Raw genomic sequence first — 11,861 nt, 5'->3', positions numbered from 1 at the left:
TCGAACCCGCATCACGAGTCCCTCCTTGCTTGCCTTTCGACCCAGGTCTTGACGCCCAGGGTGACCAGCGCCAGCAGGGCGAGCAGCGACGCGACGGCGAAGGCGGCTGCGAACTGGTATTCGTTGTAGAGAATTTCGACATGCAGCGGCATGGTGTTGGTGAGGCCCCTGATATGACCGGACACCACCGACACGGCGCCGAATTCGCCCATCGCCCGCGCATTGGTCAGGATGACGCCGTACAGCAGGCCCCACTTGATATTGGGCAGGGTGACGTACCAGAAGGTCTGCCAGCCGTTGGCGCCGAGGACCACCGCGGCTTCCTCCTCCTCCTTGCCCTGCGCCTGCATCAGCGGAATCAGCTCGCGCGCGATGAAGGGAAAGGTGACGAAGACGGTGGCCAGCACGATGCCGGGCACGGCGAAGATGACCTTCATGTCATGTTCCTGCAGCCAGGGCCCGAACCAGCCCTGCGCGCCGAACACCAGCACGTAGATCAGGCCGGCGACCACCGGTGACACCGAGAAGGGCAGGTCGATCAGCGTGATCAGGAAGTGCTTGCCGCGGAAGTTGAACTTGGTGATCGCCCACGCGGCCGACACGCCGAAGGTGAGGTTGAGCGGCACCGCGATCACCGCGGCGATCAGCGTGAGCTTGATCGCCGACAGTGCGTCCGGCTCGACCAGCGCGGCCAGATAGGTGTCCCAGCCCTTGCGCAGCGCCTCGACGAACACCGCGATCAGCGGCATCAGCAGGAAGAGCACGAAGAATGTGAGCGAGACGGCGATGATCGTCCATTTGACCCAGGCCGGCTCGCGCGTGGCGGCACGGCCTTCGAAGCGCGCCGCGACGTCGGCGGCGGCGTGCAGTGTGGTGGCGGCGGCCATCAGCGGTTCCTCCCGGTGGCTTTTTCGGTCCATGCCTGCAGGCCGTTGATCGCCAGCAGCAGCACGAAGGAGAACAGCAGCATCACGACCGCGATCGCGGTGGCGCCGGCGTAGTCGTACTGCTCCAGCTTGGTGATGATCATCAGCGGAGTGATTTCCGACACCATCGGAATGTTGCCGGCGATGAAGATGACCGAGCCGTATTCGCCGACCGCCCGCGCGAAGGCCAGCGCGAAGCCGGTCAGCAGAGCCGGCAGCAGTATCGGCAGCGTCACGTAGCGGAAGGTTTGCCAGCGACGTGCGCCCAGGCTGGCGGCCGCTTCTTCCAGCTCGGTGTCGAGGTCTTCCAGGATGGGCTGCACGGTGCGCACGACGAAGGGCAGACCGATGAACACCAGTGCCACCAGCACGCCCAGCGGGGTGAACGCGACCTTGATGCCGAGCGGCTCCAGCGCCGATCCGAGCCAGCCGTTCGGCGCGTACAGCGCGGTCAGCGCGATGCCGGCCACGGCGGTCGGCAGCGCGAAGGGCAGGTCGATCAGCGCATCGACCAGCTTCTTGCCGGGGAAGGAATAGCGCACCAGCGCCCAGGCCAGCGCCAGTCCGAACACCGCATTGATCGCGGCGGCCAGCAGCGAGGCGCCGAAGGACAGCCGGTACGAGGCGAGCACGCGCGGCGTCGTCACCACGTCCCAGAACTGTGCCAGACCGAGACTGGCTGTCTTGATGAACACCGCCGACAGCGGGATCAGCACGATGATGGACAGGTAGAACAGCGTGTAACCCAGCGTCAGGTTGAAACCGGGCAGCACCTGGAAGGAACGCCGGCTCATTCGAAGCGCTCCTGCGGTGACTGACGTGAAGGTGGTGACATGGATCGCCCCGGAAGAATGTTGTCGAGGCGAGAGCTTAGGGAGTGGAGTTAATTACTGGAAATAATAAGAAGTGATTTGCTTAGCGTGGATCTGAATTAACCCATGCCTCGCAGCACACCCGTGGTGCGGCGCAGCGCACGGAGGAGGTGCATCGACGCTGCATGCAACTTTTTTTCATACAAAGTCTAAAGACGGCGGCAAGCGGGCCGAGAAGGTGTTCATTCCCCTTCAAGAAGGAAGCTGCCCATGTTCGGTCTGAACCGCTCCCGCAAAGCCTTCGAAACCTTGTCCGGCCTGCTTGCCGGATGTCGCGACAGCAGCCGGGCGCTGGCGACGCCGCCAGCCGGACTGTCCGAGCCATTGACGGTGGCGCTGCGCGCGATCGCCGAGCGCGAAGCGCGTCTGCAGACCGAGCTGGATGCCTTGCGCGCCTTGCCCGAGCAGCTCGCGCAGACGCGCGATGCACTTGCCGCGCAGGAGGCGGAGACAGCGCAGGTCCGCGCTGAAGCCGAACGGGCCGGACGCGACGCGGACGCGGCGCGCGACGAGGCGGCTCAGGCGCGTGCCCAGGCGGATGCGCTGAAAGCCGACATGGCGCAGCGTGATCTCGCGCAATCGGCGCTGACCGAGGGGACCTGGACCTACGACATCGTCGATGGCGACCCCGACCACGCGGACAATCGTGTGCGCTGGTCCGACCAGCTGCGTGGCCTGCTCGGTGCCAGCCGCAACGAATTTCCCGACACCTGGGACAGCTGGCTCGCCGTGCTGCACCCGGACGACAAGAACCGCGTGATCGACGCCTTCAACGCCCACCTGACCGACAGCAGCGGTCGCACGCCCTATGTGTGCGAATACCGCCTGCGTCACCGCACGCGTGGCTACATCTGGTTCCGCGAGCGCGCCGCCACGGTACGCGACGCCAACGGCCGCGCGCTGCAGTCCGCCGGTGCGCTGCGCGACATTTCGGACGAGAAACAGGCGCAGGAACTGCAGCGCGACCAGCGCGCCAAGATGGAGGACAGCATGCAGCAGATCCTGTCCATCTCCGGCGTCATCAACGAGATATCTAAGCGCACCAATCTGCTGGCGCTGAACGCCAGCATCGAGGCGGCGCGTGCCGGCGAGGTGGGGCGCGGCTTCGCCGTGGTGGCGGAAGAGGTGGCCAAGCTGGCGCTGCAGACCTCGAACGCGACCAGCGAAATCGTCAAGATGGCGGAAACCCAGCGTGCGCTGAGCGGCGCCGAGAGCTGAGGCGGTGCGGCGTCAGGCCTGCACGGTGCCCGCGATCAGGCTGGAGCTCTGCTGCAGCCGGCGGAACAGTTCGAGCCCTTCCGGCCAGGCGCCGTGGCCGGATTCCGTATTGACGTGACCGGCATTGCCCAGATCGACCAGCTGCGCGCCCCAGCGCTCGGCCCAGCTGGCGGCCGCCAGAAACTTCATCCACGGATCGTCGCGACTGGCGGCCACAATGGCCGGGAAGGGCAGAGCAGAGGCCGGAATCCGTTCGGTGATGCCGAACTTGTCCGGACTGGCCGGCGCGACGAACAGCGCGCCGGCGATGCGTTCCGCCACCGTCTGTGCGGCGACCGCGGACGCGAGGCAGCCGAAGCTGTGGGCGACCAGCCAGACGCGGCCCGGCGCCAGCCGCACCACATCGACGACACGCGCCGACCACAGATCGATATCCGGCTGCGACCAGTCCGCCTGCTCGACGCGCGTGGCGCCGAGCAGCGGCTCGATCCAGCTCTGCCAGTGTTCGGGGCCGCTGCCGTTCAGGCCGGGCACCACCAGTACGCTGTCCATTCGGTGATCCAGTAACTCTCTCTATGTATATATATGCTCAGGGCGTGACCGCCACGCCGGCGGTGCGGCGCGCCAGCGCCGTGTCGGTGCGCAGGATGTCGACCACGTCGCCCATGATGCGGGCCGCTTCGTCGAGCAGTACGTCGCGCGCTGCCTTGCGCGACTGTTCGGCTGCCAGTTCGGCGCCGAGCGCGCGCTCGCCGGCCTGCAGGCCGTCGTCGCGTATCGGTTCGGCGTCGGCGCCCTCGCGCGACTGCGTGCGGGCCTTCAGGCGCGCTTCCTGCGCTTCGCGCTCCTTCTTCCGCTCGGCCGCATTCAGCGAAATCTCGGTGCGCTTGCGCAGCGCCTCGTTCTCGGCGAGATCTTCCAGCAGTTCGCGGTAGCCCTTGTCTTGGGACACGCGCGCCTGATGGCGGGCGGACAGCAGCGGCAGCAGTTCCTGCGGCTTGCCGGCAGGGCGGAAGTCGGCCGGTGCGATCTGCGTCCACGGCAGCGGGTTGTCGTAGCTCGACTCGCCGATGCGCTCGTGGTCCATCGTCTGCGCCAGCGGGATGTCCGGCGTGACGCCGCGCAACTGCGTGGTGCCGCCATTGACGCGGAAGAACTGCGCGACCGTCATCTTCAGTTCGCCGTAGGTCGGCTTTTCGCTCTTGGCCATTTCGTCCATGTCGAGCAGGGTCTGCACCGTGCCCTTGCCGAAGCTGGTTTCGCCGATCACGACGCCGCGGCCGTAATCCTGGATCGCGGCGGCGAAGATTTCCGAGGCCGAGGCCGAGGCGCGGTTGATCAGCACGCCGACCGGGCCGTCCCAGGCGACACCGGCATCGTTGTCCTTCTCGACCCGGATCTGCCCCTTCGGATTGCGCTGCTGCACCACCGGGCCGCTGTCGATGAACAGGCCGGTCAGCCGGATCGCCTCGTCGAGCGAACCGCCGCCGTTGTTGCGCAGGTCGATCAGCACCGCGCCCACCTTGTCCGCCTTCAGTTCGGCCAGCAGCTTCGCCACGTCGCGGCTGGCGCTGCGGTAGTCCGCATCGGCGCGCGATTTGGCTTCGACGTCCTGGTAGAAGGTCGGCAGCGTGATGACGCCCACCTTCTGGCCGCCGGCGTCGATCACCGATTTTGCAGCCGCCTGTTTTTCCAGCTTGATGGTGTCGCGCACCAGCTTGATCCGCTTCGGCTTCACGTCCGGGCCGGCGTCGGCCGGCAGGATGTCGAGCACGACCGTGGTGTCCTTGGTGCCGCGGATCAGCGTGACCACGTCATCGACGCGCCAGCCGAGCACGTCGGCCATCGGCGTCGCTTCGTCCTTGGCAACGCCGACGATGCGGTCGCCGATCTTGATCTGCTCCGAGCGCGCGGCGGGGCCGCCGGCCACCAGTTCGCGGATGGTCACGTACTCGTCGCGTTCCTGCAGCACGGCGCCTATACCGACCAGCGACAGCTTCATGTTGATGGCGAAATCCTCGGCCGCGCGCGGTCCGAGGTAGCTGGTATGCGGCTCGATCGACTCGGCATAGGCGTTCATGAAGAGCTGGAACACGTCATCGCTCTTCGCCCGGTTCGAATTGGTCAGCGCCAGGTCGTAGCGCTTGCCCAGCGTTTCGCGGATGGCCGCGTCGTCCTTGCCGGCCAGCTTCAGCCGCAGCCAGTCGTTCTTGACCCGCTTGCGCCATATGTCGCGCAGTTCGTCCTCCGACTTCGCCCACGGCACGTCGGCGCGCACGTAGCGATAGCTTTCGTTCTTCTCGAAGTCGAAGCCCTTGTCGAGCAGCGCACGCGCTTCGGTCAGGCGGTCGCGCAGGCGCTGCGAATAGCGGGCGTAGATGGCGAACGGCGCCGCCAGGTTCTGCTGGCGGATGGCGTCGTCGAGAAGCAGGCGCACCGAGTTGAAGGTATCGATGTCCGACTGCATGAAATACACGCGGTCAGGGTCCAGCGTCTTCAGGTAGCGGTCGAGGATGCGCGACGACATGGCGTCGTCCAGCGGCACGTTCTGGTAATGGAAGCGCGACAGCAGTTCGGCACTGGCCTGGGCCGCCAGCGCGTGCGCTTCGACCGGGCGCAGCAGCGGCGCGGGGGCTGTAGATGTTGCAGCGTGCAACGTCGAACTGGTCGAGACGACGATGCCGATCAGCAGGCAGAGGGATTTCAGTTTCATCGGACGAGCTCCGGCACGTGCGGTAACGAGGAAGGAAGTATGTGCCATCGACCTCGAACAGCGGCCATTTGTTCGGCGACCGGTGTGAAAGTGTCCGGGTCAGGGCGTATTTTCATTCTCGTCTGGCGCGCGCGGGGCGCTGGCGCCTCAGCGCGGGGCGTGTGCGCCGACACGGGCCGGGCGGCCCGTCGCTGCGTGTCGCGGCCGCTGTGGCCGCGGATTGAAGCGGGCTTTCATCGTGAGGCCTCCGTCTGCGTGCATGGACGGCGCCACTCTAGACGCGCACCGGCGCGACGCGAACCAGGAAAATCTGCTGAGCTTATTTCTCTGCCGGTGAAATGCTTATCGGTGTCGCTGCGCATTCGTAGCGCAGCGACGCCCCCGTTCAGCCCCAGCCGCCGAGGGTGCGCGCGTGTTCGGCGTCCAGACGCGCCTTCAGCGCGTCGCACAAGGCACGGATCTCGGTTGATACACCGTGCCAGCCCTGCTTGCCGACCGAGGTGGCGAACACGTCGGACACAACGGACGCGTGGTACGGCCCACCGAGAAAGCGGAACACGGAGCGGAAGCTGCGCTCCGGGTGCAGTACCGCGTCCTCGTATTGCAGCGCGATCACCCGCGGGTCGCGGTCCAGGCCGAGATCGAAGAACACGCGGTTGCGCATGTACCAGTAAAGGCAGCCGCATTCCTCGTCGCTCAGCGATTCGCTGTACAGTCCGCGGATCAGCGCCACCGTGTCATCGGCAATACGCAGGCCGCGCGGTCCGAGGTGGGACAGCTTGCCCTGCGACACCAGCCGCATCATGTTCTTCTGGTGGCTGCCCCAGCTGCGGATCGACGAATTCACCGCGTCCTCGTAGCGGCGGTACACCCAGATCGCGCGCGAATTGTCGAAACGGTCGAGCAGGGCGTCGGTGAACTGCGAATCGAGGATGCTGCCGAAGCTCACGTAAGGCGCCGGCGCGAAGTCGATCAGCCGTTCGATTACCGCGTGCGAGCGCAGCGAATAGCGCTCGAAGGCGATCGAGAAATCGGCTTCCGGGTAGTCCCAGCCGTGCGGCGAATTGCCGATCGCGCGGCACACCATCTGCGTGCCAGAGCGGTTCGAGCCACTGATAAAGACGGGCCGCTTCGTGCGTACCGGGTGCAGCGTGAGCGTGCGGGCAATGCGTTTGCCGGCCCGTTCCAGCTGGATGTTGCCGTGGCGCAGCAGGCGCTCGGGAGTGATGCGCGACAGGCGGCGCGCGAGGCCCGAAGCCAGCGTGCGGGCATCGTCGCCGACCGGGGCGGTGTAGGCGCTGGAAGCGTCGCGGAGTGAAGGCATGGTCAGGATCCGGTCAGTGCGCTGCCGGCCGGCGCACGCAGGTTGGCGGCCTCGCTGTCGGCAAGTGCGGTCAGTCGCGCGAAACCCTGTTCGAGCGCTTCGTCGAAGCGGCTTTCCAGCGCGGCGTGCACGCCGCGCAGCGAACCGACCACTTCGCCCGCCCACAGCAGATAACGCAGCCGCCGTTCGAGCGACCAGTGAGCCGGCGGGTTGTGGGTGACATCTCGCACGTTGGCGATCTTGTCGGCCAGGCGCACGAGCCGTGCGCGCTCGCTGTAGTCGCGTGCGAGCAGGATCTGCAGCGCCTTGCGTTCGGGCTTGGGCAGCGTCATGTCGTCAGTCAGTTCGGCCACCACGGCGGCGACCTTTGCGCCGAACAGGCTTTCCAGCTCGGTGACATGGGTGTCGGTGTCCTCCAGCGTGTCGTGCAGAAGCGCGGCGGCCAGCGTGTCTGGGTCAGCGATGCCGCCTTCGCGGGCGAGGATGTCGGCCACCGAAATCGGATGATTGATGTAGGGCGACATGTCGGCACTCTTGCGCAGCTGGCCGCTGTGCTTGAGCGCGGCGAAGTTCAGCGCGGCGAACAGCCGGGGGAGCGGGGACGGAAGGTCCATGGATGCGTGCCCTCAGATCGATTTGAGCGCGACCAGCAGGCCCGAGCACAGCAGAAAGCCGTTGAAGGCTTTCGCGTAGCCCTGATTGCTGATCCGTTTGAAGATGAATTCGTTGGCGAACAGGTACACCGCGACACCGGCCGCGGCGTAGATCAGGCTGTTGCCCAGCTGCGCGCGGGATTCGGGGCGCGTGATGGTCAGCGTCGCCAGCTGGAAAGCGGCGAACAGCACGTATGCGGCCGCGATGGTTGCGCGCGCCACCTCCTTGCCATGATTCATCTGCTGCACGCGCATGCTGAGCAGGGAGCCGCCCAGATTGGTGAGGCCGTGCATCACGCCGATGCACACCAGCCAGGTGCGCTCGAAGCGTGCGGTGCGGTCGATCGCGACGCGCAGGGCAGGCCACTGGTTCTTCAGCGCGAACAGAAGAAGCAGCGCGGCGATCAGCAGGCCGAAGCTCTGGCCGGCGCGCAGCGCGACGATGAGGAAAAGCACGATGCACGGCACGGTCCATAGCAGGATGCCGCGGATGAAGTGCACATCGACGCTGCGCGCGTCGCGCGCGATCTGTGACAGGCTGATGCCGATCGAGATCGGCAACAGCGTCGCCAGCACCGTCGGGTAGTCATAACCCATCACGATAAGGATGGGCGTGCCGAACAGCAGCACGCCCACGCCGAACACCGACTGCACCAGCGCGACGGCAACGATGGGGATGAACAGCAGTGGTTCGATCGTAGTCATGCCGCCTTGTCCGCAGTAAAGGTTTCCGGATAGCCCATGTCGCGGGCGATGCTGTGCAGCGACGGCAGCACGCGTTCGATGCGTTCGCGGTGCGCGTGCTGCCGCCATTTTTCAAGACGGATCTCGAACAGCGGGTCGTAGGGCTTGTCGAGCAGTGCCTTTGCATGGCGCTCGATGCGCGCGTCGAAGGGCAGTTCGAGGCGGTCGAAGATTTCGAAGATGCCCTCGGTCGGCTCACGCACGATGTCCTCGTAGAACACCTCTATCCACTGCTCGTCCGGGATCTGCCTCTTTGCGTCGAGAATGGCGCGATGGATGGCTTCGTACTGGAAGGCGCATACCTCCTCGACCGGCGCCTTCAGGTAATTGCGCCAGCCGCGAGGCAGGTAGTGGCACCAGCGCGTGTAGCGGCCGTCGTCGACCGCGACCTTGGCAGGCAGATCGCGCGCCCAGCTGCCGAAGCGCTCCGGCATGCCCCAGCCCTCGATCATCGAGTTCAGCGTGTCGCCGGGATTGCGCTTGATGTAGACGAAAGTGGCGTCCGGGAACAGCGCGTGCAGATAGGGCACGGCCAGACCATGCTGGTTGTTCTTGTCGACGAAGCGGGTGCGCCCGGTATGCGCATAGAAGTAGCGGGTGATCAGATCGCGGTCGGCGTCCGTCGCATCCGCCGCCTCCAGCACGTGGCTTTCCCAGTTCTTGTCGGACGGGTGGTGAAGCGCATCCCATACGGCATAGATTTCACGGTTCAGCGAGCCGATGGCCGGCGATTCGGTCAGCGTCTTATAAAGCATCTGCGTGCCGGAGCGGCTGCCGCTGACGACGAACACCGGCCGCTCGGCGCGCAGTCGGGTGCGGTCCCACCAGGCGCCGCGCAGGTCGGTCAGCGTCTTCTTCGCGTGATGGCGGACCGTCTTGTCCACCTTGAGCCAGAACTGTCCCATCGCGTCAGTTGCCCGCCTGTTCATGCGTGAAACAGCGGCTGGCCCGCTTTCAGTTCGGCGCTGATCATGTCCTGCACGATGCCGCGTACATACCAGTCCGGCAGCGGTTCGCCGCGCAGCAGCGAATCGCGCACGCGGGTTCCGCTGATCGAGTGGGCGTCGTCGGTCACGCCGCTTTCGTAGGCGCCGGTGGCCGGGTTGTAGCCGATGGCGTCGAAGAACACCGGCGTGACACCGGTGTCGCCCAGTTCGTCGAACAGCGCGCGATAGCTGCTGTCGTCGTAGAAGTCGCCGACACCAGCGTGGTTGCGACCGACGATGAAGTGGCTGCAGCCGATGTTCTTGCGGCACAGAGCATTGAATACCGCCTCGCGCGGGCCGGCATAGCGCGGGTAGGTGGCGAGTGCGCCGAGCAGCACCTTGCCGTTGGGGTAGATGCCGAAGTCGATCAGCATCTGGTAGCTGCGGATCAGCGGGCGCGGCAGGAAGTCGCCCGGCTTCTTCGGCCCGACCACCGGGTTGATGAAGAGGCCGTCGGCATTGGTGCGCTCCAGCGCCTCCAGTTGCAGGTGTTCGTGCACGCGGTGGCTGATGTTGCGGCCGTGGAAGGCCACCACCTTGCTCCAGCCCTTGTGCGCGAAGATGAAGCGGCTTTGCCGCGGCGTCAGTTCGAATTCGCGCCAGGGCGACGGACGCTCCTCGATCAGCGTGATGTCGCCGCCGACGAACCAGTCGCCGTTGCGCAGCACGCGCGCCACACCCGGGTGGTCGGACGAGGTGGTGCCGAAGGCGAGCTGCGACAGTTCGGCGAGGTCGTAGCGGTAGATCTGCGTCACGTCGAGCACCGCGTGGGCGTCGCCGCGGTCGTCGGTGAGCACCACGCGCTGGCCCGGCGACAGCCGACGTGCCTGCGCTTCGTCGACCTGCAGGATGAGCGGCACCGTCCACGCCGTGCCGTCGGGCAGGCGGTTGCGATGCAGCACGCTGTGCAGCGTATCGCGGTCCATGAAGCCAGTCAGCGGTGAGAAGGTGCCGACGCCGATCTGCTGGCAGTCGAGCAGTTCGGTGTCGCGCACCGCCAGCCTCGGCAGCGCGGCAAGATCATCGATGGCCGCTGCCGCACTGACGCGATTGACCAGCACGCCGCCATGCGGCTCGATCAGCAGCGAGGTCGGATCGGTGGGCGTGTAGACCAGCGTGTCCTTGTGCGCCGCCGGCAGGCGCTCGTTCAGCACGCGGAACTCGCGGATGAGCTTGACGATCATCGCCACGCAGCCGACAGGGTCCTTGCCGATCGCGGTCTCCGCCGCCAGTACCAGTCCGTCGGCGCCGTCGAGCAAGGTGTTGACCACGTCGTTCACCTCGGCCCGTGTGGGCTTGGGGGCGGTGATCATCGATTCGAGCAGATTGGTGGCGACGTACACCTTGCGCTTGCGCGCCTGACCGCGCGCGATGATGAGCTTCTGCAGCCGCGGAATGCGCTCGATCGGCTCCTGGCGCGACAGGTCGCCGCGGTCGATCAGCAGCGCGTTCGACTTCTCGGCGATCTCGTCCAGATTGATCAGGCCGTTGCGGCATTCGATCTTGGATATGAGGAAGGTGTCGTCGCCGACCAGCGCCCGCACCTGCTCCACGTCCGAACCGCGATTGGCGAAGGACAGCGCGACGTGGCGGATGCCGACCGAGCGGCCGTACTCCAGTGCCGCGATGTCCTTGGCCGTCAGTGTGTCGAGCGGGATGTCACGCTCGACGGTGACCGCCTTGTTCTGGCCGATCACGCCGCCGTGCAGCACGCGCATCGTCACTTTGGCGTCGTCGCGCGAAATCACCTGCACCAGCACCGAATTGAAGTCGATGCTGATGAAGTCGCCGACTTCCAGCTTGTCGATGACGTCTTCCGGGTAGAGGTTGAAGTTGAACGCGTCGCCGGGCACGCGCAGCTTGTGCGCATGCACGACGCTGTTTTCGCGTACGGCGATCTCGCCGTTCAGCATGTCGCCGGTGCGGATCTGCGCGCCCTCGGTGTCGAGGCAGATCGGCACCGCGGTGCGGCTGCGGATGTAGTCGATCACGCGCGGCAGGTCCTGCAGCTTGGTGTGCGACAGGTTGATGCGGAACAGATTGACGCCCAGTTCCTCCAGCCGTGCGAGCACGCGGTCGTTCAGCGATGCCGGGCCGAGGGTGCAGAGGATTTCCTTGTCGGTGGTGCTCATGTCGATGTCCTGTCTCGTGCAGTGGCCGAAGATGCGGCCCTGACTGTTGAATAGCAGGAGCCGTGCCACACCATTGCAATGACGTTTTCGTGACGGATTTGCGTATTTGCGCTGATGGGCGTGATGAAGTACCGCATGGGCTGTGCAATTGCGCCCAGTGGTGCGGGCGGCGCTGCGGCGATTGCCACAGTCGGGGCGCCGCCGGCTGCGGTCGACTGTGCGCAATGCCAATGCGGCAGTCATTCCATGCTGCGCAGGACTCATGCGGAGTGGACGTGCAGATGCCCACACCG

Annotated in this window: 10 protein-coding genes; 1 reads left to right on the top strand and 9 read right to left on the bottom strand. The window is 66.0% G+C overall.

Going from position 1 to position 11,861, the window contains the following annotated elements:
• Positions 1-11 precede the first annotated feature (11 nt).
• Positions 12-887, bottom strand: coding sequence for a sulfate ABC transporter permease subunit CysW (gene cysW, locus AC51BJ_RS13205; protein WP_496280523.1), 876 nt, complete (start codon positions 885-887; stop codon positions 12-14).
• Entirely contained in the window at positions 887-1,720 is an 834-nt protein-coding gene (gene cysT / locus AC51BJ_RS13200) for a sulfate ABC transporter permease subunit CysT (protein WP_020164505.1), read from the bottom strand. Before cysT ends, cysW begins: the two co-directional genes overlap by 1 nt.
• A 288-nt stretch (positions 1,721-2,008) precedes the next feature.
• On the opposite strand from cysT, the gene AC51BJ_RS13195 reads away from it, so the two are divergent.
• Positions 2,009-3,016, top strand: coding sequence for a methyl-accepting chemotaxis protein (locus AC51BJ_RS13195; protein WP_496280522.1), 1,008 nt, complete (start codon positions 2,009-2,011; stop codon positions 3,014-3,016).
• A gap of 12 nt (positions 3,017-3,028) precedes the next feature.
• Here the strand turns inward: AC51BJ_RS13195 and AC51BJ_RS13190 are convergent, their stop codons facing one another.
• The 7 genes from AC51BJ_RS13190 to AC51BJ_RS13160 all read right to left on the bottom strand — a co-directional run bounded on the left by AC51BJ_RS13190 (position 3,029) and on the right by AC51BJ_RS13160 (position 11,568).
• The gene (locus tag AC51BJ_RS13190; protein WP_496280521.1) at positions 3,029-3,568 is read right to left on the bottom strand and encodes an RBBP9/YdeN family alpha/beta hydrolase; all 540 of its coding nucleotides are present in this window, start codon (positions 3,566-3,568) and stop codon (positions 3,029-3,031) included.
• Positions 3,569-3,605: 37 nt separating this feature from the next.
• Positions 3,606-5,729: a carboxy terminal-processing peptidase gene (locus AC51BJ_RS13185; protein ID WP_496280520.1), complete on the bottom strand. Its 2,124-nt coding sequence runs from the start codon at positions 5,727-5,729 to the stop codon at positions 3,606-3,608.
• 385 nt (positions 5,730-6,114) lie between these two features.
• The gene (locus AC51BJ_RS13180) at positions 6,115-7,053 is read right to left on the bottom strand and encodes a sulfotransferase family protein (protein ID WP_496280519.1); all 939 of its coding nucleotides are present in this window, start codon (positions 7,051-7,053) and stop codon (positions 6,115-6,117) included.
• A gap of 2 nt (positions 7,054-7,055) precedes the next feature.
• The gene (locus AC51BJ_RS13175) at positions 7,056-7,667 is read right to left on the bottom strand and encodes an HD domain-containing protein (RefSeq protein WP_496280518.1); all 612 of its coding nucleotides are present in this window, start codon (positions 7,665-7,667) and stop codon (positions 7,056-7,058) included.
• A gap of 12 nt (positions 7,668-7,679) precedes the next feature.
• Positions 7,680-8,411, bottom strand: coding sequence for a TSUP family transporter (locus tag AC51BJ_RS13170; protein WP_430433868.1), 732 nt, complete (start codon positions 8,409-8,411; stop codon positions 7,680-7,682).
• Positions 8,408-9,379: a sulfotransferase family protein gene (locus AC51BJ_RS13165; protein WP_496280517.1), complete on the bottom strand. Its 972-nt coding sequence runs from the start codon at positions 9,377-9,379 to the stop codon at positions 8,408-8,410. Before AC51BJ_RS13165 ends, AC51BJ_RS13170 begins: the two co-directional genes overlap by 4 nt.
• Positions 9,376-11,568: a pyruvate kinase gene (locus tag AC51BJ_RS13160; protein WP_496280516.1), complete on the bottom strand. Its 2,193-nt coding sequence runs from the start codon at positions 11,566-11,568 to the stop codon at positions 9,376-9,378. Before AC51BJ_RS13160 ends, AC51BJ_RS13165 begins: the two co-directional genes overlap by 4 nt.
• Positions 11,569-11,861 lie beyond the last annotated feature (293 nt).

This window comes from Methyloversatilis sp. S146-33 (genome assembly GCF_059552495.1).
The sequence above is the reverse complement of the archived record's forward strand: the minus strand, read 5'-3'. Positions and strand labels throughout refer to the sequence as shown.

What these genes read in the sequence shown, in the direction of transcription:
- cysW (WP_496280523.1), bottom strand. Translation starts at nt 887, where the DNA reads ATGGCCGCCGCCACCACACTGCACGCCGCCGCCGACGTCGCGGCGCGC.
- cysT (WP_020164505.1), bottom strand. Translation starts at nt 1,720, where the DNA reads ATGAGCCGGCGTTCCTTCCAGGTGCTGCCCGGTTTCAACCTGACGCTG.
- AC51BJ_RS13195 (WP_496280522.1), top strand. Translation starts at nt 2,009, where the DNA reads ATGTTCGGTCTGAACCGCTCCCGCAAAGCCTTCGAAACCTTGTCCGGC.
- AC51BJ_RS13190 (WP_496280521.1), bottom strand. Translation starts at nt 3,568, where the DNA reads ATGGACAGCGTACTGGTGGTGCCCGGCCTGAACGGCAGCGGCCCCGAA.
- AC51BJ_RS13185 (WP_496280520.1), bottom strand. Translation starts at nt 5,729, where the DNA reads ATGAAACTGAAATCCCTCTGCCTGCTGATCGGCATCGTCGTCTCGACC.
- AC51BJ_RS13180 (WP_496280519.1), bottom strand. Translation starts at nt 7,053, where the DNA reads ATGCCTTCACTCCGCGACGCTTCCAGCGCCTACACCGCCCCGGTCGGC.
- AC51BJ_RS13175 (WP_496280518.1), bottom strand. Translation starts at nt 7,667, where the DNA reads ATGGACCTTCCGTCCCCGCTCCCCCGGCTGTTCGCCGCGCTGAACTTC.
- AC51BJ_RS13170 (WP_430433868.1), bottom strand. Translation starts at nt 8,411, where the DNA reads ATGACTACGATCGAACCACTGCTGTTCATCCCCATCGTTGCCGTCGCG.
- AC51BJ_RS13165 (WP_496280517.1), bottom strand. Translation starts at nt 9,379, where the DNA reads ATGAACAGGCGGGCAACTGACGCGATGGGACAGTTCTGGCTCAAGGTG.
- AC51BJ_RS13160 (WP_496280516.1), bottom strand. Translation starts at nt 11,568, where the DNA reads ATGAGCACCACCGACAAGGAAATCCTCTGCACCCTCGGCCCGGCATCG.